Genomic DNA, 22,394 nt, shown 5'->3' with positions numbered 1-22,394 from the left:
TTCTAAGCCCGGCTGCTTCGTGGCCGACAGGCATGAACAGACGCGCTGCCCGCGCAGTTTTACCGCTTCCCGGACCAAGCAACATCGCGGCTTGTGCGCACCCAATTCAGAGGAATTCAGACATGGCGAAGATGACCAAGACTCAGTTGATCGATGCGATTGCCGAGGGCACGCAGCTTGCGAAGAACGACGTGAAGTCGGTCATCGAGTACATGGCGACCGTCGGCTACAAGGAGCTCAACGAGTCCGGCGAGTTCGTTATTCCCGGTTTCGTGAAGATGTCGGTCGTCAACAAGCCCGCGACCGAAGCCCGCATGGGCGTCAATCCCTTCACCAAGGAGCCGATGCAGTTCGCGGCGAAGCCGGCGAGCAAGTCGGTCAAGGCCTCGCCACTGAAGGTTGCCAAGGACTCCGTCTGATCGAGCCGTTCGCGCGGCCCAAGCGCCGCGCAGGGGCTGACGATGCGATGTCGGCAAAAAGGGGAAAACCCCGCCTGGGGGAAGCGGGGTTTTCTGATGGGGTGAAGCCTGGGGGAAGCTTCATTGATTAGACGCGCCAGCACCGAAAAAGTTCATCGCGCGAAGTGATAGTGCTGCACGACCATGATCGCGAACACGGCGACCGTCATCACGATCACCCGCAGGATTCCAACAAGAAAAACCCCGTGCAGGGGCTACGGGGTTTTTCCAAGCTGGCGGTCGCGTCGCACAACCGACAGCACCACTGATTTCGGTCTGACAATGCGGAGGCCGCGCGTTCGTTCCTGCGCTTCCGTCGATCTCTCCAGCAACAGAACAGCCCAGAGAAAAACCCCGCGCTTGCGCACGGGGCTCTCTTGCCGACGGCGTTGGGATTTCAGCGCCTGGCCGCCAGCGGTGCCTCTAACTTAAGGTTGAAAATCTAAAAAGCAACAGCGCCGCGGTGACGGAATATGTTCGTCGATCGCGGCGCTGCCATATTGCCTGGGCGCTGAAATCCCCAGCCTTCATTGGTCCTCGGCGCGCCGAAAAGGTTCAACGCGACGCCCACAGGAAATCAGGGAGGCGGGCTGGACTTTTTGTTCTCAGTTTGTTCTATTGAGTCATCAGTCTGGGAGATGACTCATGACCGTCGAGAAACAGCGCGAAGTGATCCGGCTCTGGAACCAGCTCAGGAAGGTCGAGGGTCCGGCCGCGGAGGAACTCCGCATCCAGATCCTGGAATGCTTTTCGGAGAAGAACAGCGCCAAGCGCGCGGCCTGAGCGTTTTCGGCCCGAAGCCGCGGAGACGCGACGGCACGTCGCTTCATCGACCGTTAGGAATTGCGTCCCACTGGTTTTTGCCGGCCCGATTCGTTCTTCGGGAACGAAATGGAGTCGTTTGCAGAACAGGTCGCGCGCACTCGCGGTCATGCTCGCGGCTTGTATCAAAACGAGTCGGCGCGATGCTGCGCATCATCATGATATCGCTGCGGCCGCCTCGAACTCTGTCCGACGACACGGTACGATCGTTCGCTCGCGGCGTTTTGCCGCTTGTTTGCGTGCAAACGAATTTTTAAGAGACGCCTCGCATTGATTTCGTCGATTCCGATTCGTTCCCCAGGAACGAAAATGGCGGTGAAGCCGGAACAAAGCTGGTTACCGTCTCGACGCTTCCCATAGCCCGCGCTATCGTCCTGGAGGACGGCAGGCGCATCCCATGAAGAACGGGCTCTACTCGGTTCACATCCACATGCTCGACGGCGTGAAGGGCCGCGACAGCGGCGTGCTGATCCTGCGCGATGGCGTGCTGCTCGGTGGCGGACCTTACTTCTGGTCGCACGGCTCCTACACGGCAGACAACGGCACCTGGAAGGGCGAGCTTGCCACCAACCAGCATACGCCGTTCGCCGATCCCCTTGTGAGACCATTGTTCGCCGGCGCCGAGGCGACAAGCGGCTTCTCCGGCACGTTCAGCGAGGAGGGGGCCGAGGTGTACGGGACCGTGCTGGTTGCAGGCCATCGCAGTCTCGGCTTTCGCGCGTCGCTGAAGTGGCTCGCCGAAATCTGAAGCGCGGCGGCGCCCGCGCAACCTCCTAACGAAAACTTGCGCGGATCGCGATAACCCTATTCGGTTAGGTTAAAAGCCCAATCGCGTTGCACTTGGCGTGCGTTGGGATAGGTGTCTGGCAACGACAACAAGAATACCGCTCATTGCCAAGTACCCATTCATGACACCTTTTTTAGAGCCGTCATTTTATCAGGGCGACCGCCAGACCTATCGCCGCGTCGCCGTCGTCGGCACGCTGTTCTGTCTCGCTTTTGTGGTGATCAGCTTTTCGCTGCGGCCGCAATTCGAGGACACGCGCGTCGCGGTCAAGGCCGATCGTCTGGTGCGCACCGCGGGCCAGCCGCTGCACGCCAACTAGCGCTTGCCGCCGTAGACCTCGTCATCGGCGGATTCCCGCGGGCATGCGACGCCGCTGGTCGCCAGCGCGACGAAGCCGGCATAGCCGGACAAATTGAGCAAAACTTCGAGCCAGGCGGGCATGGCGGGCCTCCTCTTGAAGGAAGACTACCTCAACGTGTGTGCGCGGCAATAGGTTCCGGGCCGGCAAACGAAACGCTCAGAGCGGCGAGGTCGGATCGAGCCGCCGGCCCAGCGCTGCAACCGATTCCGGATTCGGCGAGTCCTTCAGGAACTCGGCAATGGCGCGGGCAAGTTCACTGTCGCTCATCGGTGTCGGCGGCGGACGTAGCGCGCCCACACCGAAATTGCGGACGATTTCGTCGTAGTGTCGCGGGTTGGATCTGGGAACAAGTCTGCGGATGCGGGCCAGCAAAGCGGATATCGGCAATCTCTCCTCCTCGATCTCCGCCCCGTTGGCAGCGCTTTATGGTTGCTGCCATTTATGTCGTTCGAAACTGAAAACCCCGCCAGCACCGCGGAGATGCTGACGGGGTCTTCGCGCTGGCGCCTCGACCCGGATGGCGGAGGCTCCTGCACTTGCAACTCCAATCCGCGTTTGCAGAGATTGTTCCGTTGGCGGCGAGATTTTTTTCCGCACCGCGCGGTTCCAAGAGACGCGAACCATCACGCCAGGTCCGCGTTGTCCCTGCGAGATGCGAAGGAGGAAATCATGAAGAAGACACTCGCAGTTCTGGCGACCGTCGCTGCCGTCGGCGTGGCCGCGGTCGCGACACCGGCCCCTGCGGAGGCACGCGGCATCGGCCCAGGCCTCGCGTTCGGTCTGGCCGCTGGTGCGCTCACCGCGGGCGCCGTCGCGGCGTCCCATCCGTACGGCTATGGCTATTACGGCCCAGGTTACGCCTATTATGGCGGCCCCGCATATTACGGCCCCGGCCCGTACGCCTATTACGGCCGACCCTACTATCGACACCATCGCTATTACCGTCATTGGTAACGGCGGATGAATCGAAAAGCCCGGAGCGATGCTCCGGGCTTTTTTCGTACGCGCGCAGTCCCGCGCGATCTGTCACGGCCAGAGCGAGGGCCGCTCCGCCTTGCGGGCGTTATCGAGTGTCGACACGAAATACTCTTCGCGTTCGCGCTTGAATTTTTCCTGCGTGGCACGGAATGCGGCGACGCGGGCGGCGATCTCTTCGCGTTCGCGGATCTTGCGTTGTTCGTCTTCGGTCATGTCAAATCCCCACTACACCGGAGTATGTGTGCACTTCTGAACTCAAGTACTGCCGCCGCAATCACTGAGTCGCGTCAACACATGCATTGGCGCTTTGGATTGGGGCGTCAATGGGGAGGAGGCATTGCAGGATTGTGATAAGCGAAGGTCGGAAAAAATTGCCGCCCACCGACAGAGCGCGACTTGCGCGGCGGCGGATAAGAGCGTCAACAATCTTGTCGCTTGCGCATGATGCACAGCACGAATTTGAATCGGGGGGCGGCGCGTGATTGCAAAGGACCTTCAGAGCGGCGTCGAACGGCTCGGCGAGATGATCGCTGATGCAGAAATCATCGTGCCGTTCACCGGCGCCGGCATCTCGACCGAATGCGGCATCCCTGACTTCCGCTCGCCGGGCGGAATTTGGACTCGCAACCGGCCGATTCAATTCGACGAGTTCGTCGCAAGCCAGGAAGCGCGCGATGAATCCTGGCGCCGGCGTTTTGCGATGGAGGAGGTGTTCGCCGCAGCCAAACCCGGACGCGGTCATCGCGCGCTCGCCTCGCTGCATCGGGCCGGCAAGATTCCCGCGGTGATCACCCAGAACATCGACAATCTGCACCAGGCCTCGGGCTTCGCGGCCGATCGCGTGATTGAACTTCACGGCAACACGACTTACGCGCGCTGCATCGGATGCGGGCTGGCCTATCCGCTCGACTGGGTGAAACAGCGGTTCGACCAGGACGGCGCCGCGCCCGACTGCACCGCTTGCGACGAGCCGGTGAAAACCGCAACGATCTCATTCGGTCAGGCGATGCCCGAGGATGAAATGCAACGCGCGACCGAACTGTCTCAGACCTGCGATCTCTTCATCGCGATCGGTTCCTCGCTCGTGGTGTGGCCGGCGGCGGGTTTTCCGATGATGGCCAAGAACGCCGGTGCACGTCTGGTGATCATCAACCGCGAGCCAACCGAGCAGGACGACATCGCCGACCTCGTCATCCGCCACGACATCGGCGAAGCACTCGGGCCCTTCGTCGCCAATTGAGGCGTTAGTTTGATTCGCGCCTGTGCAAGCTGTTCATAGGTTCCGGCGAATCTCTTTTTTGTCTATCCCTCTCAACCGGGAGTGTTATCTTTTGAGTCGAAAGATTCGCGTCGCGTCGAAGTGAGAACATTCTCTTAAGACGCGTGATTCGAGCGCCGCCAATGTGGCGGGTTGCATGGCATGTGTGGGGTCCGGGGTTATGGGGTCGTCGGACGGATTTGAGTCCAAGAAGCTGGGAGTTCCTGCGACGGGCGAGCACGGCGCCGGTCGCGATAGCGCGGCGCTCAGTCCCTTCACCGGGTTAGGTGAGGGGACCGGCAACCTTGTCGAGGTCCACGGCGTCATCAAATGGTTTGACGCTTCAAAGGGCTACGGCTTCATCGTTCCCGACAATGGGTGGCCTGACGTGCTGCTGCACGTTACCGTGCTCAGGCGCGACGGCTTTCAGACCGCGTATGAGGGCGCCCGAATCGTCGTCGAGTGCATCCAGCGGGCCAAGGGTTACCAGGCCTTCCGCGTGGTCTCGATGGACGAATCGACCGCGATCCATCCCGCGCAGATGCTGCCGCCGCGCACTCACGTCACGGTCACCGCGACCAGCGGGCTTGAGCGGGCCCAGGTCAAATGGTTCAACCGGCTGCGCGGCTTCGGCTTCCTGACCTGTGGGGAGGGCACTCCCGATATCTTCGTGCATATGGAGACGCTGCGTCGCTTTGGCATGACCGAGCTGCGGCCAGGCCAGTACGTGCTCGTCCGTTTTGGGCCTGGCTCCAAGGGCATGATGGCAGCCGAGATCCATCCGGAGACGGGCTCGCCTGGGCTCCAGTCGCACTAACAGCTTCAAATATCCGGATTGTGAGCAGAAGCGCGCGGCCGGGGTCGCGCGCTTCTGGCTTTTGGGACGGTGGCCGCGTAAGGATGTCGCAGTGCCACGCCGTCGGGCCCGATCCTTGTGGTCCCGTGCCATCCCGAGTTTCCTGCGAGTTTCCCGCCCATGAGCTTTGATCGAAAGACCGCCTGGTCCGTTGCCCGGGGCTGGCTTGCCGCCGCTCTCGTCATTGTCGGCCTGGGCAACGGCGGCGCGCCTGTTCGCGCCGCCAGCTTCCAGCCGCTCGAGATCGTCACCAAGAACGGCGTGCAGGTGTTCTCCGTGGAGATGGCGACCACGGAGGAGGAGAAGCAGACCGGGTTGATGTACCGCAAGGAGTTGGCGGACGGCAAAGGCATGCTGTTCGACTTCAACCCCGAGCAGGAAGTCTCGATGTGGATGAAGAACACCTATGTCTCGCTCGACATGATCTTCATTCGCGCCGACGGTCGCATCCTGCGCATCGCGGAAAATACCGAGCCACTCTCGACCAGGATCATTTCGTCAAAAGGTCCCGCCCGGGCCGTCCTGGAGGTCGTGGCGGGAACAGCGCAGAAGTACGGCATCCGCCCCGGCGATCGGGTCGGTCACCCCCTGTTTGGTAGCAAATAGGTTCTGGAGCGCGCCCTGACTGGCGGCCGGACGCTTGCTGGCCCCCCTGGAAGCGTGTATCGACGGGGCTCGCCGGACATTCGGGGTATAGCGCAGCCTGGTAGCGCGGCAGTTTTGGGTACTGCAGGTCGTTGGTTCGAATCCAGCTGCCCCGACCAGCATTTTCAAGCACTTGCAGCAGAAAAGAATCGTCCAGCCTCCGAGAAATCCGAGGTGGGCCTTGAGTCCCCCGGACATCTCGCGGCTCATTTGCCTGTTCTTCAATTCGAGAGATCCCCCAGCTCGGGGAAATTCGCTTGCGGGCGCTCCGTGGTTGCTGGAGCATCTGCTCGTTGGGTCAGGGCGAGGAGAAATGACATGGTGCAGACCATTCATTCAGGCACTCTCCGAAAGCTGGTTGTTGTCTCATTGGTTCTCGGCAGTTCGAGCGCTCAAGCGCAAAACTGCGCGCAAATTCCTCAAGGTCCCCTTCGCCGTCAGTGCGCGGCCGCGAACCATCCGGGGTTCGAAGGAAGACTGGAAAGGTGCAAGGGCGAGGCCCGATCGATGGGGCTCACCAAGAGCGCCGGGGATCCCGCCATCAAGGAGTACGTGCAAGCGTGCATGCACCGTCGATAGCGACCTGATTCAATTCAGTCCGGGCGAGGCCTCGCGGTGGCCCATCTCAAGCACGCGATTCATGCCGCGACGATGATCGGCGTGAACTGCCACTACTCATTTGTTCGGGAGCAGCTGGCCGGCGCGGCCGTCACGACAGTAGCCAATCGACGAGACGCCAAGCCGCCCAGCCCAACGCGCAGATCCAGCCGGTCATCGCGATCGCTGCGACCCCCAGCCAGCACATGGCAAACAACGATGTCCGGGGCGCCCCGGCCTCGGACAGTTTCTCGGTCGTATCAGCCTGGCTCACAGTATCCCCCTGGCCATCGGCCTGCCGTTTATAGGTCTCTGTTGGCTCACGAAAATTCACCGGCCGCGCTCCAACTCACACGGACGTGAGACGGGATGAAATGTCCACTCACGGCAAGCGGGAGCCGACAGCGAACTGCGCGCGAGCCCAGCGGACAGGTGGGAAGAACCTGCAACTCGCAACGCGATCATTGGTTGCAGGCCCGGAGCCGGGACGGCGATCGCAGCCGCACATTTTTAGCCTTTGCAGCGCCTGCTTCATGCATTCCCCGCGTTGAAGAGCAGAACAGGGCGGGATGTGCTCTCCTCGCGCAGAATTACCCGGGCTCCATCGAACCTTTCGACGTCGCCATAGACATATCAGTGTTGGGGATTTCAGCGCCCAATGTCTAAACGGACGCCGCCAAGCGATGATATTCCGCTTGAGCGGCGTTGCGCTTTTCGGGTTCAGCTCGAGGCGTGCCAGCCTGCCGGAAACGGAATTAGCGGCCAGACGGGATAGTTGTCGTTTGCGGCTTTCGGAGACCCGTCGTGGGTTGGCTTGCCGTGGGTTGACTTGTCATGGGTCGACTTGCCAACCGGTATAGCCGGCGATGAAAACATCGCCAGGCGCAAATATGCACTGTGCAAATTCATGATCGTCAACCTGCGCAATCAGTGTTTCAAAATTCGGTCTGAGTTCGAAATCAAAGGGCAGGCACTTCGCAAACGGCGTGCGCATTCTCAAATTGCGCAAGCATCTTAGGAAAGATGGGCGGGCGTTTCAACCGTCAAGGCGGCTTATCCGTCGTCAGGTAAGGTTGATCGGTTAGGTTAAGCACGAGCTGTCGTTGCGGCGGCTTCGACGACTGGTATCAAACCGGTCCCGGCACGCGACGACGCCCATCAGCGGCTCACACGAGATCACACATTCGTCGCGGCGTTTCGTTTCGCGCGAGTTGTCCGTCATGGCTTTCGATCTCACCTCGAAAACTCTTCCCCAACGGTCGAACTGGACCGAGATCTGGCATCTCTGGACCGTCCTTGTGCCGCGCCGCTCGATCAACGGGCAGCTCGTCTACGGCAAGGTCTGGCGCCGTCACGACGGGCGCGACTGGATCTACAAGAAATTCACCGAATACGACGGCGGGGCGGCGGCCTGAGCTGGCGCCGCCACGGGTCTCAGGCGGCCTTCTCGGCAGCCTTGGTGGCCGGGGAAGCTACGGGCTTCGCCGGCGGAGGCTTCAGCGGCTTGTCCTGCCGCTTCGACCAGGAGATGTAGTAGGCAACCGTCGTCATGATCGCGATGCCCGCGATGGAGACGAAAAGCTGGGCGAACAACGAGCCCGAACTCATCGACAGCTCGAAGTGACCGACGAAGGACAGGAAAACGCCGACGCAGAACACGGCGAGCGATTGCTGGCCGCACACGATCACCGGATCGAAGATCTTCCACTCCAGGCCCGGCCATTCCTTCGGCACGAAGCGGATCACCAGGATCACGATCACGACGAAGTGGAGGAAGCGGTAGGGCGCCAGATTGGTCTTGTCGTTCGGGTTGAACGCCGAGAACAGCCATTCCGGAAACATGCCGCCGAGGGTCGGGAAGCGACCGGCCATGGTCATGACGAGTGCGAACGCCAGATAGGCAAAGCAAAGCCATATCGTGATCGGTGAGTTGATCAGCTTGCCCGAGCGGCGCGCGCCGCCCATCGCACACCAGGCGCCGAACACGAACAGCACCTGCCAGCAATAGGGGTTGAAGTACCACTGGCCGGCCGGATAGGCGTTCAGGTTCAGGCTGAAGTGCCGCGCGGTCAGCCACAGGATGATCGACAGTATCATCGTCAGGTCAGGCTTGCGCAGCATGAACCACAGCACCGGCGGAAACAGGCCCATCAGCACGATGTAGAGCGGCAACACGTCGAGATTGAGCGGCTTGAAGCGCAGGAACAGGCCCTGGCGCAGCGTCTCGGTGGCGTTGTCGACGAGGCCGGCGACGTTGAATTCGTTGATCATCTCGGAATCGCCGAAGCGCAGCGCCAGATAGCTGATCGAGGCGATGTAGATCACGAACAGGATGATGTGGGCGACGTAAAGCTGCCAGACCCGCTTGGTCAGGCGCGTGGCGCCGACGATGAAGCCGCGCTCCAGCATCATCCGCGCATAGACGAAGGATGCGGTGTAGCCGGAGATGAAGACGAACAGGTCGGCCGCGTCGGAAAAGCCGTAGTTGCGCGTCGTGATCCAGTTGACGACGTTGTCGGGGATGTGATCGAGGAAGATCGCCCAGTTGGCGATGCCGCGAAACAGGTCGAGCCTGAGGTCACGGCCCTTTTCGGGGAGCGTGGCGTTGATGTTCAGGAAGGCCATGCGACGGAAGCTCTCGAAGGGGACGGATACGGCGAGGAGGAGCCGCCGGGCGGTATTCCCGGGCGGCAGGCGGGGACGCAATTGTCACAGTGCAGCATAATGACTATACCCATCGGCGAGAGACCCGGACGAGCCGGAATCACCGATCAGTTCCCGAAAGGTGTCTCTATACTATGCCCGCGGTTTCCACCAATCGCTACCGTGACGCATTAAAATCGAACGAATAGACCAAGAGGCCGGACCACCAATGACCGCACGCATTTTCAAGCCCGCCAAGAACGCGATGCAATCCGGCCGGTCCAAGACCAAGGAATGGCAGCTCGATTACGAGCCGGAGCAGCCGCGTGCGGTCGAGCCGCTGATGGGCTGGACCTCGTCCGGCGACATGAAGCAGCAGATCACGCTGCGCTTCCAAACCAAGGACGAGGCGGTCGCCTATTGCGAGCGCAAGGGTATCGCCTACCAGGTGATCGAGCCCCAGGAATCGCTGCACCGCCAGGTCGCCTACGCCGACAACTTCTCCTTCCGCCGCGGCGAGCCCTGGACGCACTGAGGGCCCACCCTTCGGCCGTCCCTCCGGAGAGCCCTTGGCACTCCGTCTACAGCGTGCTTCGCTGCCTCGCATGACACGACCATGACGAGGTGGGGGATGGCCGGGCGTGACCAGCTCGACGGCGTCGATCTGAAGATACTCTCCGAGCTCCAGCAGGATGGGCGCGTTCGCAACAACGAGCTGGCGCTACGCGTCGGCGTGTCCGCCCCGAACTGCCTGCGGCGGCTCAAATCGCTGTTCAGCCGCGGCGTGATCCGCGCCGTGCGCGCCGTCATCGACGAGCGGCTGCTCGGTTACGAGGTGGTGTCGTTCGTCTCGATCCAGCTCGGCAGCCAGGCCCAGCCGGTGCTCGAGGCGTTCGAGGGCTCGATATCAGCGATCCCGCGGATCCAGCAATGCTGGCGGATTTCGGGGGACACCGATTATCTGCTCAAATGCGTGGCGCCGAGCGTCGAGAGCATGCGCCAGCAGCTCCTGCATTTCGCCGCCATGCCCAACGTGAAGAACGTCCGCAGCTTTCCTGTGCTCGGTGTCGCCAAGGACGTGCCGCTGCCGGTGCAGGAGATCGTGGCTGCGGCACCGGCGGGATAAGCGCCGCATCGGCTCAGTGCGCCCTCAGCGATACCGGCAGCGAAACTCGCGCGGGCTGGCGCCGGTCCAGGTCCGGAAAGCGCGGGAAAAGCTCTTTTCGTTGCGGAAGCCTGCGATCTCCGCGATTCGCTTGATCGGGGTGCGGCCGCGCATCAGCTCCTGCTTGGCGAGCTCGAGCTTGGCTTCCTCCTTGAGGTCGCGCAGAGAGGTGGCTTCCTCGCGCAGCCGCCGGTGCATGGTGCGGGTGGAGAGGGCGAGTTCGCCGGCGACATCCTCCGCACCCAGAATGCGGCCGCGCGCCGCGCGCAGCACGCGCCTGACGCGCTCGACCAAAAGGCGGTCGCGGCGATAGGGCAGCACGGTCAGGCGTAGCGCGCCTTTTAGCATGCTGTCGAGATCGGCCGCGCTGCGGGTCAGCGGCAGCGAGAGATAATGCTTGTCGAAGACGATGCGGGCACCGTTCGCATCGAAGCGGACGTGCTTGCAGAAGATGGTCGGATAGACGGACACGTGCGCGGGCTCGGGATACGGGAATTCCGCCGCGCGTAGCGCAATTGCGGAGTCCACCGCCCAACACGAGAAGCCGAGCACATAGCGGAGCAGGGTGACGAGGCAGAATTCGCGCAAGGCTCCGAGATCGCGTTGCTCGCGCAGGGAGATGGTCGCGATCTCGCCGCTGACCACAAGTTCGAACAGCACGTCTTCCGTCAGCAGGCGATGATGCCGGCACCAGCGCTTCAAAGCGACCTCGAGCGTGGGGGCCGTGATGGAGGCGCGGCACAGCATGCCATAGGTGCCCCAGGGCAGCTTCCGCGAGAACCAGCCGAGGGCCTCGTCGTCGAGCTCGCGCATGGCATGGCCTGCCAGCGCCTCGAACTGCGCCGCCGTGACCCGGCCGTCGGCCGATCCGATCAGGTCGGGCAGGACCTGCCCCTTGCTCAGCGCCTCGGCCGGATCCCGCCCGTAGCGGCGATAGGCCGCGACCACGCCACGGACGAAGGCGGCAGGGGTCATGGCGCGGCGGGGTGTGGCGGTTGCGGCCTGGAAGGGCATCGGACGTCCTTTGGAAAATCCTCGCCAAACTTGGCGGAAAATGCAACCTTTTCGACCGCCACGGCGCCCGGGCGGGGGTAGGTTCGGGGCCGATAAGAAATCTGGAGGAATCGCCTTGAACATCCCGAGCATCGACTTCGATCTGGGCGAAGACATCGGCATGCTGCGCGACACCGTGCGCGCCTTCGTGGAAGCGGAGGTCGCCCCGCGCGCTGCCGAGGTCGAGAAGGCCAATTTGTTCCCGGCCGACCTCTGGAAGCGCTTTGGCGACCTCGGTCTGCTCGGCATGACCGCGCCGGAGCAATATGGCGGCTCCAACATGGGTTATCTCGCCCATATCGTCGCGATGGAGGAGATTTCGCGCGGCTCGGCCGCGGTCGGGCTCTCCTACGGCGCCCACTCCAACCTCTGCGTCAATCAGATCCGCCGCAACGGCAATGACGCGCAGCGGGCGCGCTATCTGCCCAAGTTGATTTCCGGCGAGTATGTCGGCGCGCTGGCGATGTCCGAGCCGGGCGCCGGCTCCGACGTGGTCTCGATGAAGCTGCGCGCCGACAAGCGTGGCGACCGCTATGTGCTCAACGGCTCCAAGATGTGGATCACGAATGGCGGCGATGCCGACGTGCTGGTGGTCTACGCCAAGACCGATCCCGAAGCCGGACCGCGCGGCATGACCGCCTTCCTGATCGAGAAAGGCTTCAAGGGCTTCACCCACGGGCAGCATCTCGACAAGCTCGGCATGCGCGGCTCCAACACCTATCCGCTGTTCTTCGACGATTGCGAGGTGCCGGAGGAGAATGTGCTGGGCAAGGTGGGCGAGGGCACCAAGGTCCTGATGTCCGGCCTCGACTACGAGCGCGCCGTGCTCTCCGGCGGCCCGCTCGGCATCATGGCTGCCTGCATGGATGCGGTGGTGCCGTACATGCACGAGCGCAAGCAGTTCGGCCAGCCGATCGGCGACTTCCAGCTGATGCAAGGCAAGCTCGCCGACATGTATTCGACCTGGCAGGCCACGCGCGCCTATGTCTATGCGGTGGGAAAGGCCTGCGACCGCGCCGATCACGCGCGCACACTGCGCAAGGATTCCGCCGCCGCGATCCTCTATTCCGCGGAGAAGGCGACATGGATGGCGGGCGAGGCGATCCAGGCGCTCGGCGGCGTCGGCTATACCTCCGAGTTTCCGGTCGGTCGTCTCTGGCGCGATGCCAAGCTCTACGAGATCGGCGCGGGCACCTCGGAGGTTCGCCGCATGCTGATTGGCCGCGAGCTGATGTCCGAAACCGCTTAAACCTTCAACCACGTCATCAGAAACGCGGGACCCCATGCCGCTCCATTCCAGCATCGATCCATCCTCCCAGGATTTTGCGCGCAACTCCGACTCCATGCGCGCGCTCGTCGCCGATCTGCGCGAGAAGCTCGCCCAAGTCGCCGGCGGCGGCGGGGAGGCCTCGCGCAACCGCCACACCTCTCGCGGCAAGATGCTGGCGCGCGAGCGCGTCGATCTCCTCGTTGATCCCGGCACCTCGTTCCTGGAGCTGTCGCCACTCGCAGCTCACGGGCTTTATGGCGGCGACGTCCATTCGGCGAGCGTCGTCACCGGCGTGGGACGCATCTCGGGCCGCGAATGCGTCATCGTTGCCAACGACGCCACGATCAAAGGCGGCACGTATTATCCGATGACCGTGAAGAAGCATCTGCGCGCGCAGGACATCGCGCGGCAGAACAATCTGCCCTGCGTCTACATGGTCGATTCCGGCGGCGCGTTCCTGCCGCTGCAGGACGAGATCTTCCCGGACGAACGGCATTTCGGGCGCATCTTCTACAACCAGGCGCAGATGTCCTCACAAGGCATTCCGCAGATCGCGGTCGTGATGGGCTCCTGCACCGCCGGCGGCGCCTATGTTCCGGCGATGTCGGACGAGAGCATCATCGTGCGCAACCAGGGCACCATCTTCCTCGGCGGCCCGCCGCTGGTGAAGGCCGCGACCGGCGAGGTCGTTAGCGCGGAGGAACTCGGCGGCGCCGATGTGCATTCGCGTCAATCGGGCGTGACCGATCATTACGCCCAGAACGATGCGCATGCGATCGGCATTGCCCGGCGCATCGTCGGCACGCTGAAGCCGTCGGCGCGGCCGAACCTCAACATGCATCCGCCGCGCGATCCTCTGTTCGCGGCGGAGGAGATTTACGGCGTGGTGCCGGTCGATGGCAGAAAGCCGTTCGACGTGCGCGATATCATCGCCCGCGTGGTTGATGGGTCCGAATTCGATGAGTTCAAGAAGCTCTATGGCACCACGCTGGTGTGCGGCTTCGCCCATATCTGGGGCTATCCGGTCGGCATCATCGCCAACAACGGCATTCTCTTCAGCGAGAGCTCGCTGAAGGGCGCGCATTTCATCGAACTGTGCTGCCAGCGCGGCATTCCCCTGGTATTTCTGCAGAACATCACCGGCTTCATGGTCGGCAAGAAATATGAGGCCGGCGGCATCGCGCGCGACGGCGCGAAGCTCGTGACGGCGGTTGCGACCGCCTCGGTGCCGAAATTCACTGTCGTGATCGGCGGCTCCTATGGTGCTGGCAATTACGGCATGTGCGGCCGCGCCTACTCACCGCGCTTCCTGTGGATGTGGCCGAACGCGCGCATCTCGGTGATGGGCGGCGAGCAGGCCTCGATGGTGCTGAGCCAGGTTCGCCGCGACAATATCGAGGCCAAGGGCGATAGCTGGTCGAAGGAAGCGGAAGATAAATTCCGCGAGCCCATCCGCGCGCAATATGAGAGCCAGGGGCATCCGTATTACGCGACGGCGCGTCTGTGGGACGACGGCGTGATTGACCCCGCGGACACGCGGCTCGTGCTCGGCCTTGGCCTTTCGGCGGCGTCGAATGCGCCGATCGAGCCGACGAAATTCGGCCTGTTCAGGATGTGATGCGATGGACCGCTCAAAGCTTTACCGCCGATTTCGTACGCTCCTGATCGCCAACCGCGGCGAGATCGCCTGCCGCGTCATCCGCACAGCCCGCACCATGGGACTGCGCACGGTCGCGGTCTATTCCGAGGCCGACCGCGACGCGATGCATGTCGCGCTCGCCGACGAGGCCGTGCTGCTCGGGCCCGCGCGCGCCCGCGACAGCTATCTCAATGTCGAGCGGCTGATCGAGGCTGCGAAGAAGACCGGCGCCGAGGCCGTGCATCCCGGCTACGGCTTCCTGTCGGAGAATGCCGAATTCGCGCAAGCCTGCTACGACGCCGGTCTCGTCTTCGTCGGCCCGACCGCCGGGATGATGACGGCGATGGGCTCGAAGTCCGGCTCCAAGGCGTTGATGGAGAAGGCCGGCGTGCCGCTGGTGCCCGGCTATCACGGCGAGGCCCAGGACGATGCGACGCTGGCGAAGGCCGCGGACAAGATCGGCTTTCCGATCCTGGTGAAGGCCTCGGCCGGTGGCGGCGGCCGCGGCATGCGCATCGTACGTTCGGCGGCCGAGCTTGCGCCCGCGATCGTCAGCGCCAAACGCGAGGCAAAAGCCGCGTTCGGCGACGACCGCATGCTGATCGAGAAATATGTCGACAATCCCCGGCATATCGAGGTGCAGATCATCGGCGACAGCCACGGCAATCTGCTGTCGCTGTTCGAGCGCGAATGCACCCTGCAGCGCCGGCACCAGAAGGTGATTGAGGAGGCGCCGTCGCCGACGCTCAACGCTGCTCAGCGCGACACGGTCTGTGCCGCCGCGCGAAAGGCGGCGGGCGCGGTCAACTATGTCGGTGCCGGCACCATCGAGTTCGTTTCCGACGGCAAGGACGTGTTCTTCATCGAGATGAACACACGCCTCCAGGTCGAGCATCCCGTGACCGAATTGATCACAGGAATCGATCTCGTCGAGTGGCAATTGCGAGTTGCCTTCGGCGAGGCGCTGCCGATGCAGCAGGACGAGATCAAGCTCAACGGCCACGCCGTCGAGGCGCGCGTCTATGCAGAAAATCCAACCAAGAATTTCATGCCGTCGGTCGGCAAGATTTCGACCTGGCGGCTGCCGGCCGAGGCCGGCGGCCTGCGCATCGACGCCGGCTACCGCGAGGGCGATACGGTCTCGCCGTATTACGATGCGATGCTCGCCAAGATGATCGCCTGGGCGCCGACGCGCGACGTTGCGATTGACCGATTGAATCGCGGGCTGGAAGAGTCCGACGTCCGCGGCATCGTCACCAATATTCCGTTCCTGTCGGCGCTGATCACGCATCCGAAGGTACGAGCGAATGCAATCGACACGGGATTCATCGAACGCGAACTGACGGCGCTGACGTCGACCGCGGCAGCACCCGGCGAGCTCGAACTCTGCGCCGCAGTCGCCGCGATCGTCAGCGACGAGCGGCGAGCCGCGCAGGGCGGGGTGAGTTCACCCTGGCAGACCTTCGGCTGGCAGCCGGTCGGCCGCCGTCAGCGCAACTTTGCCTTCCGCGTCGGCCATGGTCCTGAGCACAAGATCGTGCTGAATTACGGCAGTGGACCGTCGACGCTGGTCATCGGCGAGCGCGAACTGGCGTTCACATTTGTGCCAAAGGAGGGTGGCTTCGATCTGACGCTGGACGGCGTCAAATCGTCGGTGGCCGCCGTGATCGACGGCCACGAGCTGTACCTGCGCACGCGCAACGGCCGCTTTGACCTGCACTGGGTCGATCCGTTCGGGGGCGAGACCGAGGAGCAGACCGGTGCGGACAAGATCGCAGCCCCCTTGCCGGGCACGGTCGTCGCCGTGCTGGCCGAGGAGGGCGCCCAGCTCGAGAAGGGCGCGCCGATCCTCACGCTCGAAGTGATGAAGATGGAGCAGACGCTGCGCGCGCCCTATGCCGGCGTGCTGAAGTCCATCAAGTGCAAGGTCGGTGACATCGTCCAGGAAGGCATCGAGCTCGCTGTGGTCGAGCCTTCGGGGGAGTGACATGAGCGATCCCGTCCGCATCATCGAAATGGGGCCGCGCGACGGCCTCCAGAACGAGAAGACTCCGGTCAGTGTCGAGGCCCGTATCGCCTTCATCGAGGCGCTGGTGGCGGCGGGGCTCGAGACGGTCGAGGTCGGCGCCTTCGTCTCGCCCAAGGCGATCCCGCAGATGGCGAGTTCAGACGCCGTGCTGCGCGGCGTGAGCCACGTCAAAGGTGCCGAATTCCACGTTCTCGTGCCGAACGAGAAAGGCTATGACGCCGCCCGTGCCGCCGGCGCGAAAGTCGTCTCCGTGTTTGCAGCCGCTTCCGAGGGCTTCTCGCGCGCCAACATCAACTGCACGGTTGCGGAGTCGATCGCGCGTTTCGAGCCGGTGCTGGCACGCGCCAAGGCCGATGGCGTGAAGGTGCGCGGCTATATCTCCTGCGTGCTCGGCTGTCCCTTCGATGGCGAGATCAAGCCGAAGGCGGTTGCCGATCTCGCCAGCACGCTGTGGCAGCTCGGCTGCTACGAGATCTCGCTTGGCGACACCATCGGTGTCGGCACGCCTGCCAAGGCCAAGGAGATGCTGCGCGCGGTGGCGGCGAATATTCCCACTGCAGGGTTGGCGATGCATTTCCACGACACCTATGGCCAGGCGCTGGCCAATCTCTATGCCGGGCTGGAGGAGGGCGTCCGCGTCATCGACGCGGCCGCTGGTGGGTTGGGCGGCTGCCCGTATGCACCCGGCGCGACAGGGAACGTCGCGACAGAGGATGTCGTCTACATGCTGGAGGGCATGGGCGAGAGGACAGGCGTCGACATGGAGAAGCTGCTGGCGGCGACGAACGCGATGAGCGGCGTGCTGGGCAAGCCGCCGGTGAGCCGCGTGGCGTCCGCGCTGAACGCGAAGAAGAAGCGGGCTAAGTCGTAGCGCTCAGCTCTCGTAGGGTGGGCAAAGCGCAGCGTGCCCACAAAATCTATCCGATCATCGACAGATGGTGGGCACGGCGCTATGCGCCTCAGCCCACCCTACGGCGCCTGTTTACGCCTCTACCTGCTCCCGTCCGGCCCCATGATCATATCCGGCAGCCAGGTCGAGATATCAGGCACCAAACACAGCAGCAGCACCGCACCCATCATCAAGAGCACGAAGGGCAGCGTGCCCCAGATGACCTCGCTCAGCGAAATGTCTGGCGCGACGTTGCGGATGACGAAGATGTTGAGGCCGACGGGTGGATGGATCAGGCCCATCTCCATCACGATGGTCATGACCACGCCGAACCAGATGATGTCGAAATTGGCGGCGCGGAGCGGCGGCAGGATGATCGGCGCGGTCATCAGAATGATCGAGACCGGCGGCAGGAAGAAGCCGAGCACGACGACCATGACGAGGACCGCAAACAGCAGCCCCCAGCGCGGCAGATGCATCGCGACGATGGATTCAGCCGCCGATTGCGAGATATGCAGATAGCTCATGACGTAGGAATAGAGCAGCGACATGCCGATGATCATCATCAGCATGGTCGATTCCCGGACGGTCGATTTCATGATGGGCGCAAGGTCGCTCGGCCGCCACACCCCGTAGATCGCCGCGATCAGCGCCAGAGCCAGCAGGCCGCCGAGCCCTGCCGTCTCCGACGGCGTGGCATAGCCGCCATAGAGCGCCGCCATCACGCCGGTGAGCAGCAGCACGAAGGGGATCACGCGCGGCAAGACGCTGAAACGTTCGGCCAGCGTATATTCGTCGCGCGCCAGGATCGCGGCTTCCGGTCCGCCGTTCTTGTAGGCTGCTTCGGCCGCGGCATATTCCTGGCGGAAACGGATCACGGCATAGCCGCCGAACAACGAGACCAGGAGCAGACCGGGACCAATGCCGGCGAGGAACAGCCGTCCCAGCGACTTTTCCGCAGCGACAGCAAACAGGATCATGGTGATCGAGGGCGGCAACAGGATGCCGAGCGTGCCGCCGGCAGCAATGATGCCGGCCGCGAAGCCGCCGGAATAGCCGCGCTTGCGCATTTCGGGGATGCCGGCCGAGCCGATCGCCGAACAGGTCGCGGGGCTCGAGCCCGCCATCGCCGCGAACAGTGCGCAGGCGAAAACGTTGGCAACGCCGAGGCCGCCGGGCACGCGGTGCAGCCAGGCATGCAGCGCCGAATAGAGATCCTGGCCGGCGCGCGACTTGCCGATCGCCGCACCCTTCAGGATGAAGAGCGGAATCGACAGCAGCGTGATCGAGGCCATCTCCTCGTAGACGTTCTGCGTCACCGTATCGAGCGAGGCCGAGGGCATGTAGATGCCCATGAATGCGACCGCGACCGCACCGAGCGCGAACGCAATCGGCATGCCCGAAAACATCACGACCAGCGTCGCGACTCCATAAGCGATACCGATACCGAACACGCTCATGGACGCTTGGCTCCTGCGAATGGCATCGCCAGCTGCACCAGGATCTGGACGCAGAGCAGGCTCATCCCGAGCGCCATCAGGGAATAGGGAATGGCGAGCGGCGGCGACCACATCGAGTTCGAGACCTGGCCGTCGACATAGGCTTCGTGCGCGAGCGTCCACGATTTCCAGGCGAAGAATACGCAGAACAGGAACGTCACGACGTCGACGATCCAGAGACGGACCTTGTTGGCCAGCGGCGACAAGAGGCCGACGAAAGCCTCGATGCCGATATGGCCGCGGTTCTGCTGCACGTAGGCGGCCGTCATGAAGGTGGCGCCGACCAGCAGGAACACGGCCGCCTCGTCCTGCCAGTAATTGGCCGCCTTGAATAGCGCGCGGCTCAGCACGCTGTAGCTCAGGATGGCGCAGGCTGCGACCAGTGCCACTGCCGCGAACACGACGATGATGCGGTTGAGGATGGCGAGGCCGCGATCGAGCACTGCCGCAAGGCCGGTCCTTGCGGCAGCGTTCGCCGTGTCGTCACGATCCGGAAGCGGACCGTGGCTCATGCAGCGACGTCGGAGGCGAGCTTGAGCAGGTTCGCGGCGGTTGCGGTCTTGGCGCCGTAATCCTTCCACGCGGTGTCGCGGGCGATGTCGCGCCACTTGCCGACGGTTGCGGCATCGAGCGCCGAAACCTTTGCGCCGGCCTTCTCGTAGACCTTGGCGACCTCGACATCGTCATCCTGCGCGCCCTTGCGGCCGAAGGCTTCGAGCTCCTGGCCGACAGCGACCAGGATGTCCTGCTGGTTCTTCGGCAGCTTGTCGAAGATCGCCTTCGACATCATCAGCGGCTCGAGCATGAACCAGTAGGAGGCGCCCGCACCCGAGGTCAGCGACTTCGCCACTTCTTCCAGACGGAACGAGATCAGGCTGGTGGAGGAGGTGATGCCGGCATCGCATGCGCCGGTCTGCATCGCCGCGTAGATTTCGTTCGAGGGGACCGACAGCACCGAGGCGCCGGCGGTCTGGAGCACCATGTCCATCTCGCGCGAGCCGCCGCGCACCTTCAGGCCCTTGGCATCCTCCGGCGACACGATCGGCTTGGAGCGGCTGGCGACGCCGCCGGCCTGCCACACCCAGCTCAACAGGATGATGCCCTTGTCGGCGAGGAAGTCGGTCAGCGCCTTGCCGACCGGCTCCTTCTTCCAGCGCATGCCCTGGTCGTAGGTGGTGACGAGGCCCGGCATCAGGCCGATATTGGTCTCGGGCAATTCGCCGCCAGCATAGGGCATCGGATACAGCGAGATGTCGAGCGCGCCCTTCCGCATCGCGGAGAATTGCGCGTTGGTCTTGATCAGCGAGGAGTTCGGATAGATCTCGGCGGCGATGTCGCCGTTGCTGCGCTTGGCAACTTCGGCTGCGAACATGCGGCAGAGGCGGTCGCGGAAATCGCCCTTGTCGATGGTGCCGCCGGGGAATTGATGCGAGATCTTCAGCGTGGTCGCGGCGTGCGCGGTGCCAATGCCGAAGCGGAGAATGGCGGGTGCGGCGACGGCGGTCGCGAGCAGGTGACGACGCGTGAACATGGAGTATCCCCTTGGTCGGTTTCTTTCGATGGTTCTTGTTTGACGTGATCTGGTCGGGTCATCAGACCGGCCCGGAGGCCCATCCTAGCCGGTCTTCGACCCCGAGTTCTCTCATCTGATAGTTCGAGACGGAATGCCGCGGCAAGTGTTGGTCTTGCTGCGCTGCACACGCCCGACGTCGCTGTCTCATCGTTAACGTCGCGCGCCAGGCGATGATCGCGCAGCCCGCACCCGACGACATCCGAAAAAATCTGCGACATCGCGTAACAAGATCGGGCATCGATCCGTCGAGACTGTGTAGCGGCACATGTCGCTGACAAACACCATCTCGAAGGGATTATTTCTCATGACCATTCGCACCCGCATCGTGCTCGGCGTCTCGGCTGCCGCTCTCTCGCTTGGCCTCGCGCTGTCGCCGGCCGCTTTCGCCCAGGACAAGATGGGCAAGGACGACGGCATGATGAAGAAGGACACGATGTCCAAGGACAGCATGAAGAAGGACACCATGTCCAAGGACGACGGCATGAAGAAGGACACGATGTCGAAGGACGGCATGAAGAAAGACGACGGGATGATGAAGAAGAACTGATCTTCCGTCGTCGTCGCAGCGTCCGCAAAAAGCCGATACGCACACAAAATTCGAGGCGGTCCATCGACCGCCCCGAACGTGACGTCTCAATCCAAATTCAACTGAACGTGACTGGCGAACGCTACTTGCGCTTGGCCTTGCGGGCGGCATAGCGCGCGTCGCGCCTGGCCTTCTGCTCGGCTTCGAGTTCAGCCTGCCTGGCAACCGCTTCCTCCGCTTCGCGGGCGATCCGCGCCGCTTCCGTGGCAGCAGCTTCTTCCGCGACACGCTTCTGCTCGGCCTTTTCGGCTTCGCGCGCGGCCTTGACCTCGATCCGCTTGGCGGCGAGCGCTTCACGTTCGGCGCGACGCGCCGCGACAGCCGGATCATCCTGTCCCGGCTGCGACTTGAATTTGTTCAAAAGATTTTTGCGGGCATCCTGTGCCGCCTTCTGCCGGTCCGCGAACCCGGGTTCCCTAAATCCACTCATCGACGAGCCTTGTCTTCCTCGCTTTCAATCCTACATCAGCGTCTGTTGGTACGTCGGCTGGGCACAAGCAGGCGCCGCGCGACGCAGAAGCGTGTACATCGCTATGCGCCGCGAAGCCACCCATAATCGCAGCCGATCAGGTCAACGAAATCGCTTACCCAGCCGATCCTTCGTAGCCCGGAAAAACTGCCGAATTGTGATGTCCCTCATAAGGACACCCAGCGGCGGCGCCTAGCGTCCGCCCCAACGAGACGGAGCACGGGCATGATCTCTTTCCGGCTGAGCCTGAAAGCCCTTGCAATCACGGTTGCCGCAGTGGCGGTCGCAGGCGCGGTGGTGTTGGCCGCGCGTCCGCAACCCATCGAGAGCACCGTTCTGGGGGCCGCCTGGGAGTGCACCCAGATTGCGTTCATCCTGACGAGCTGCTCTCCACGCACACAGCAGGCGGTCTCCGTGATCGAGAACTCGCGCAAGGTCGCCGTGAGGCCGACAAGGGTGCTGAGCAGCGACTGAGATGTGACGCGACGTCGCAGAGGTGATAAAGGGCCTCGCCGAGCGACAAGGTCCCCATGAACGAGCCTGCTTCCAACAAGCCTGACCCCGCCGAGAAGGCGAGCGCGCCGCCAAAGCCCCAATCCGGCGATAGCCGTCGCGGCGCAATAGCCGGGCTCATCATTGCCGCCGTCATCCTCGGAATTGGCTTGTGGCTCGCCCGCGATCTTACCGCGGCCAGCAAGATGCAGGACTGCGTGATGTCGGGGCGAAGCAATTGCAATGTGATCGAGCCGGCGCGCTAGACTCCATCTGGCGGACCGCAGAGCCGAAAAATTGCCGTGATCTTAAACATTTGTAACGG

The 22,394-nt window shown here is 63.2% G+C and carries 27 protein-coding genes and 1 tRNA gene; 19 read left to right on the top strand and 9 right to left on the bottom strand.

What is annotated here, in order from left to right; translation table 11 throughout:
* Window positions 1-122 precede the first annotated feature (122 nt).
* From JQ631_RS10700 to JQ631_RS10685, 4 genes are all read left to right on the top strand, one after another.
* Window positions 123-419 carry an HU family DNA-binding protein gene (locus JQ631_RS10700; RefSeq protein ID WP_027531020.1) on the top strand — a complete coding sequence of 99 codons (297 nt, stop codon included), beginning with the start codon at window positions 123-125 and terminating at the stop codon, window positions 417-419.
* A gap of 684 nt (window positions 420-1,103) precedes the next feature.
* Complete coding sequence (locus tag JQ631_RS10695; protein ID WP_212326052.1) at window positions 1,104-1,241, top strand: hypothetical protein; 138 nt, start codon at window positions 1,104-1,106, stop codon at window positions 1,239-1,241.
* A 436-nt stretch (window positions 1,242-1,677) separates the two neighbouring features.
* On the top strand, window positions 1,678-2,028 hold the full coding sequence (locus tag JQ631_RS10690) for a GrlR family regulatory protein (protein WP_212326050.1): 351 nt from the start codon (window positions 1,678-1,680) through the stop codon (window positions 2,026-2,028).
* 160 nt (window positions 2,029-2,188) lie between these two features.
* Window positions 2,189-2,386: a hypothetical protein gene (locus tag JQ631_RS10685; protein ID WP_212326048.1), complete on the top strand. Its 198-nt coding sequence runs from the start codon at window positions 2,189-2,191 to the stop codon at window positions 2,384-2,386.
* On the opposite strand, the gene JQ631_RS32480 is transcribed toward JQ631_RS10685, so the two are convergent.
* On the bottom strand, window positions 2,383-2,508 hold the full coding sequence (locus JQ631_RS32480; RefSeq protein WP_283841760.1) for a hypothetical protein: 126 nt from the start codon (window positions 2,506-2,508) through the stop codon (window positions 2,383-2,385). The two genes, JQ631_RS10685 and JQ631_RS32480, sit on opposite strands and share 4 nt — an antisense overlap.
* A gap of 589 nt (window positions 2,509-3,097) precedes the next feature.
* Here JQ631_RS32480 and JQ631_RS10675 point away from each other — a divergent pair.
* The gene (locus JQ631_RS10675; RefSeq protein ID WP_212326044.1) at window positions 3,098-3,382 is read left to right on the top strand and encodes a hypothetical protein; all 285 of its coding nucleotides are present in this window, start codon (window positions 3,098-3,100) and stop codon (window positions 3,380-3,382) included.
* A 72-nt stretch (window positions 3,383-3,454) separates the two neighbouring features.
* On the opposite strand, the gene JQ631_RS10670 is transcribed toward JQ631_RS10675, so the two are convergent.
* Complete coding sequence (locus JQ631_RS10670) at window positions 3,455-3,619, bottom strand: hypothetical protein (protein ID WP_018457755.1); 165 nt, start codon at window positions 3,617-3,619, stop codon at window positions 3,455-3,457.
* A 265-nt stretch (window positions 3,620-3,884) separates the two neighbouring features.
* Here JQ631_RS10670 and JQ631_RS10665 point away from each other — a divergent pair, with 265 nt between their 5' ends.
* The 4 genes from JQ631_RS10665 (at window position 3,885) to JQ631_RS10650 (ending at window position 6,284) form a co-directional block, all read left to right on the top strand.
* Entirely contained in the window at window positions 3,885-4,646 is a 762-nt protein-coding gene (locus tag JQ631_RS10665; protein ID WP_212326042.1) for a Sir2 family NAD-dependent protein deacetylase, read from the top strand.
* A 199-nt stretch (window positions 4,647-4,845) separates the two neighbouring features.
* Window positions 4,846-5,481 carry a cold-shock protein gene (locus JQ631_RS10660; protein ID WP_212326040.1) on the top strand — a complete coding sequence of 212 codons (636 nt, stop codon included), beginning with the start codon at window positions 4,846-4,848 and terminating at the stop codon, window positions 5,479-5,481.
* A gap of 159 nt (window positions 5,482-5,640) precedes the next feature.
* A complete protein-coding gene (locus tag JQ631_RS10655; protein ID WP_212326038.1) occupies window positions 5,641-6,126 on the top strand; it encodes a DUF192 domain-containing protein in 486 nt (161 codons plus the stop codon).
* A gap of 81 nt (window positions 6,127-6,207) precedes the next feature.
* Window positions 6,208-6,284 (top strand) — tRNA-Pro (locus JQ631_RS10650).
* Window positions 6,285-7,594: 1,310 nt separating this feature from the next.
* Here JQ631_RS10650 and JQ631_RS10645 read toward each other — a convergent pair.
* Window positions 7,595-7,756, bottom strand: coding sequence for a hypothetical protein (locus JQ631_RS10645; RefSeq protein ID WP_212326036.1), 162 nt, complete (start codon window positions 7,754-7,756; stop codon window positions 7,595-7,597).
* 226 nt (window positions 7,757-7,982) lie between these two features.
* Here JQ631_RS10645 and JQ631_RS10640 point away from each other — a divergent pair, with 226 nt between their 5' ends.
* The gene (locus JQ631_RS10640) at window positions 7,983-8,177 is read left to right on the top strand and encodes a hypothetical protein (RefSeq protein ID WP_212326035.1); all 195 of its coding nucleotides are present in this window, start codon (window positions 7,983-7,985) and stop codon (window positions 8,175-8,177) included.
* Window positions 8,178-8,196: 19 nt separating this feature from the next.
* Here JQ631_RS10640 and JQ631_RS10635 read toward each other — a convergent pair whose 3' ends face one another.
* Entirely contained in the window at window positions 8,197-9,387 is a 1,191-nt protein-coding gene (locus tag JQ631_RS10635) for an OpgC domain-containing protein (RefSeq protein ID WP_212326034.1), read from the bottom strand.
* A 247-nt stretch (window positions 9,388-9,634) separates the two neighbouring features.
* On the opposite strand from JQ631_RS10635, the gene JQ631_RS10630 reads away from it, so the two are divergent.
* Window positions 9,635-9,940 (top strand): ETC complex I subunit, encoded by a 306-nt coding sequence (locus tag JQ631_RS10630; protein ID WP_212326033.1) that lies wholly within the window; start codon window positions 9,635-9,637, stop codon window positions 9,938-9,940.
* A 96-nt stretch (window positions 9,941-10,036) separates the two neighbouring features.
* A complete protein-coding gene (locus tag JQ631_RS10625; protein ID WP_212326032.1) occupies window positions 10,037-10,531 on the top strand; it encodes an Lrp/AsnC family transcriptional regulator in 495 nt (164 codons plus the stop codon).
* 24 nt (window positions 10,532-10,555) lie between these two features.
* Here the strand turns inward: JQ631_RS10625 and JQ631_RS10620 are convergent, their stop codons facing one another.
* A complete protein-coding gene (locus tag JQ631_RS10620) occupies window positions 10,556-11,584 on the bottom strand; it encodes an AraC family transcriptional regulator (protein ID WP_212326031.1) in 1,029 nt (342 codons plus the stop codon).
* 160 nt (window positions 11,585-11,744) lie between these two features.
* Here JQ631_RS10620 and JQ631_RS10615 point away from each other — a divergent pair, with 160 nt between their 5' ends.
* The 4 genes from JQ631_RS10615 to JQ631_RS10600 are packed head-to-tail and all read left to right on the top strand — an operon-like array spanning window position 11,745 to window position 17,432.
* Window positions 11,745-12,872, top strand: coding sequence for an isovaleryl-CoA dehydrogenase (locus tag JQ631_RS10615; RefSeq protein WP_283841797.1), 1,128 nt, complete (start codon window positions 11,745-11,747; stop codon window positions 12,870-12,872).
* Between the two features lie 34 nt (window positions 12,873-12,906).
* On the top strand, window positions 12,907-14,511 hold the full coding sequence (locus JQ631_RS10610) for a carboxyl transferase domain-containing protein (protein ID WP_212326029.1): 1,605 nt from the start codon (window positions 12,907-12,909) through the stop codon (window positions 14,509-14,511).
* Window positions 14,512-14,515: 4 nt separating this feature from the next.
* Window positions 14,516-16,519, top strand: a complete 2,004-nt coding sequence (locus JQ631_RS10605) for an acetyl-CoA carboxylase biotin carboxylase subunit (RefSeq protein WP_212326028.1) — start codon at window positions 14,516-14,518, stop codon at window positions 16,517-16,519.
* A 1-nt stretch (window position 16,520) separates the two neighbouring features.
* A complete protein-coding gene (locus JQ631_RS10600) occupies window positions 16,521-17,432 on the top strand; it encodes a hydroxymethylglutaryl-CoA lyase (protein ID WP_212326027.1) in 912 nt (303 codons plus the stop codon).
* 119 nt (window positions 17,433-17,551) lie between these two features.
* Here JQ631_RS10600 and JQ631_RS10595 read toward each other — a convergent pair whose 3' ends face one another.
* The 3 genes from JQ631_RS10595 to JQ631_RS10585 are packed head-to-tail and all read right to left on the bottom strand — an operon-like array spanning window position 17,552 to window position 20,480.
* Complete coding sequence (locus JQ631_RS10595; RefSeq protein WP_212326026.1) at window positions 17,552-18,910, bottom strand: TRAP transporter large permease; 1,359 nt, start codon at window positions 18,908-18,910, stop codon at window positions 17,552-17,554.
* Window positions 18,907-19,461: a TRAP transporter small permease gene (locus JQ631_RS10590; RefSeq protein WP_212326025.1), complete on the bottom strand. Its 555-nt coding sequence runs from the start codon at window positions 19,459-19,461 to the stop codon at window positions 18,907-18,909. The genes JQ631_RS10595 and JQ631_RS10590 overlap by 4 nt, the downstream gene beginning before the upstream one ends.
* On the bottom strand, window positions 19,458-20,480 hold the full coding sequence (locus tag JQ631_RS10585) for a TRAP transporter substrate-binding protein (RefSeq protein WP_212326023.1): 1,023 nt from the start codon (window positions 20,478-20,480) through the stop codon (window positions 19,458-19,460). The genes JQ631_RS10590 and JQ631_RS10585 overlap by 4 nt, the downstream gene beginning before the upstream one ends.
* Before the next feature lie 346 nt (window positions 20,481-20,826).
* Between JQ631_RS10585 and JQ631_RS10580 the strand changes: the two genes are divergently transcribed.
* A complete protein-coding gene (locus JQ631_RS10580) occupies window positions 20,827-21,069 on the top strand; it encodes a pentapeptide MXKDX repeat protein (protein WP_212326021.1) in 243 nt (80 codons plus the stop codon).
* A 121-nt stretch (window positions 21,070-21,190) separates the two neighbouring features.
* Here JQ631_RS10580 and JQ631_RS10575 read toward each other — a convergent pair whose 3' ends face one another.
* The gene (locus JQ631_RS10575; RefSeq protein WP_212326019.1) at window positions 21,191-21,538 is read right to left on the bottom strand and encodes a DUF6481 family protein; all 348 of its coding nucleotides are present in this window, start codon (window positions 21,536-21,538) and stop codon (window positions 21,191-21,193) included.
* 264 nt (window positions 21,539-21,802) lie between these two features.
* Between JQ631_RS10575 and JQ631_RS10570 the strand changes: the two genes are divergently transcribed.
* Window positions 21,803-22,051, top strand: coding sequence for a hypothetical protein (locus JQ631_RS10570; RefSeq protein ID WP_212326016.1), 249 nt, complete (start codon window positions 21,803-21,805; stop codon window positions 22,049-22,051).
* A 56-nt stretch (window positions 22,052-22,107) separates the two neighbouring features.
* Entirely contained in the window at window positions 22,108-22,335 is a 228-nt protein-coding gene (locus JQ631_RS10565) for a DUF2273 domain-containing protein (RefSeq protein ID WP_212326015.1), read from the top strand.
* The last annotated feature ends 59 nt before the right edge of the window (window positions 22,336-22,394 follow it).

This window comes from Bradyrhizobium manausense (assembly GCF_018131105.1).
Classification (GTDB): Bacteria; Pseudomonadota; Alphaproteobacteria; order Rhizobiales; family Xanthobacteraceae; genus Bradyrhizobium; species Bradyrhizobium manausense_B.
The sequence above is the reverse complement of the archived record's forward strand: the minus strand, read 5'-3'. Positions and strand labels throughout refer to the sequence as shown.

Coding starts and splice junctions, on each gene's coding strand:
- JQ631_RS10625 (WP_212326032.1), top strand. CDS start 10,037: ATGGCCGGGCGTGACCAGCTCGACGGCGTCGATCTGAAGATACTCTCC.
- JQ631_RS10685 (WP_212326048.1), top strand. CDS start 2,189: ATGACACCTTTTTTAGAGCCGTCATTTTATCAGGGCGACCGCCAGACC.
- JQ631_RS10575 (WP_212326019.1), bottom strand. CDS start 21,538: ATGAGTGGATTTAGGGAACCCGGGTTCGCGGACCGGCAGAAGGCGGCA.
- JQ631_RS10645 (WP_212326036.1), bottom strand. CDS start 7,756: ATGCGCACGCCGTTTGCGAAGTGCCTGCCCTTTGATTTCGAACTCAGA.
- JQ631_RS10570 (WP_212326016.1), top strand. CDS start 21,803: ATGATCTCTTTCCGGCTGAGCCTGAAAGCCCTTGCAATCACGGTTGCC.
- JQ631_RS10660 (WP_212326040.1), top strand. CDS start 4,846: ATGGGGTCGTCGGACGGATTTGAGTCCAAGAAGCTGGGAGTTCCTGCG.
- JQ631_RS10695 (WP_212326052.1), top strand. CDS start 1,104: ATGACCGTCGAGAAACAGCGCGAAGTGATCCGGCTCTGGAACCAGCTC.
- JQ631_RS10620 (WP_212326031.1), bottom strand. CDS start 11,584: ATGCCCTTCCAGGCCGCAACCGCCACACCCCGCCGCGCCATGACCCCT.
- JQ631_RS10595 (WP_212326026.1), bottom strand. CDS start 18,910: ATGAGCGTGTTCGGTATCGGTATCGCTTATGGAGTCGCGACGCTGGTC.
- JQ631_RS10600 (WP_212326027.1), top strand. CDS start 16,521: ATGAGCGATCCCGTCCGCATCATCGAAATGGGGCCGCGCGACGGCCTC.
- JQ631_RS10675 (WP_212326044.1), top strand. CDS start 3,098: ATGAAGAAGACACTCGCAGTTCTGGCGACCGTCGCTGCCGTCGGCGTG.
- JQ631_RS10580 (WP_212326021.1), top strand. CDS start 20,827: ATGACCATTCGCACCCGCATCGTGCTCGGCGTCTCGGCTGCCGCTCTC.
- JQ631_RS10590 (WP_212326025.1), bottom strand. CDS start 19,461: ATGAGCCACGGTCCGCTTCCGGATCGTGACGACACGGCGAACGCTGCC.
- JQ631_RS32480 (WP_283841760.1), bottom strand. CDS start 2,508: ATGCCCGCCTGGCTCGAAGTTTTGCTCAATTTGTCCGGCTATGCCGGC.
- JQ631_RS10565 (WP_212326015.1), top strand. CDS start 22,108: ATGAACGAGCCTGCTTCCAACAAGCCTGACCCCGCCGAGAAGGCGAGC.
- JQ631_RS10585 (WP_212326023.1), bottom strand. CDS start 20,480: ATGTTCACGCGTCGTCACCTGCTCGCGACCGCCGTCGCCGCACCCGCC.
- JQ631_RS10700 (WP_027531020.1), top strand. CDS start 123: ATGGCGAAGATGACCAAGACTCAGTTGATCGATGCGATTGCCGAGGGC.
- JQ631_RS10635 (WP_212326034.1), bottom strand. CDS start 9,387: ATGGCCTTCCTGAACATCAACGCCACGCTCCCCGAAAAGGGCCGTGAC.
- JQ631_RS10630 (WP_212326033.1), top strand. CDS start 9,635: ATGACCGCACGCATTTTCAAGCCCGCCAAGAACGCGATGCAATCCGGC.
- JQ631_RS10655 (WP_212326038.1), top strand. CDS start 5,641: ATGAGCTTTGATCGAAAGACCGCCTGGTCCGTTGCCCGGGGCTGGCTT.
- JQ631_RS10690 (WP_212326050.1), top strand. CDS start 1,678: ATGAAGAACGGGCTCTACTCGGTTCACATCCACATGCTCGACGGCGTG.
- JQ631_RS10605 (WP_212326028.1), top strand. CDS start 14,516: ATGGACCGCTCAAAGCTTTACCGCCGATTTCGTACGCTCCTGATCGCC.
- JQ631_RS10640 (WP_212326035.1), top strand. CDS start 7,983: ATGGCTTTCGATCTCACCTCGAAAACTCTTCCCCAACGGTCGAACTGG.
- JQ631_RS10610 (WP_212326029.1), top strand. CDS start 12,907: ATGCCGCTCCATTCCAGCATCGATCCATCCTCCCAGGATTTTGCGCGC.
- JQ631_RS10670 (WP_018457755.1), bottom strand. CDS start 3,619: ATGACCGAAGACGAACAACGCAAGATCCGCGAACGCGAAGAGATCGCC.
- JQ631_RS10615 (WP_283841797.1), top strand. CDS start 11,745: ATGCTGCGCGACACCGTGCGCGCCTTCGTGGAAGCGGAGGTCGCCCCG.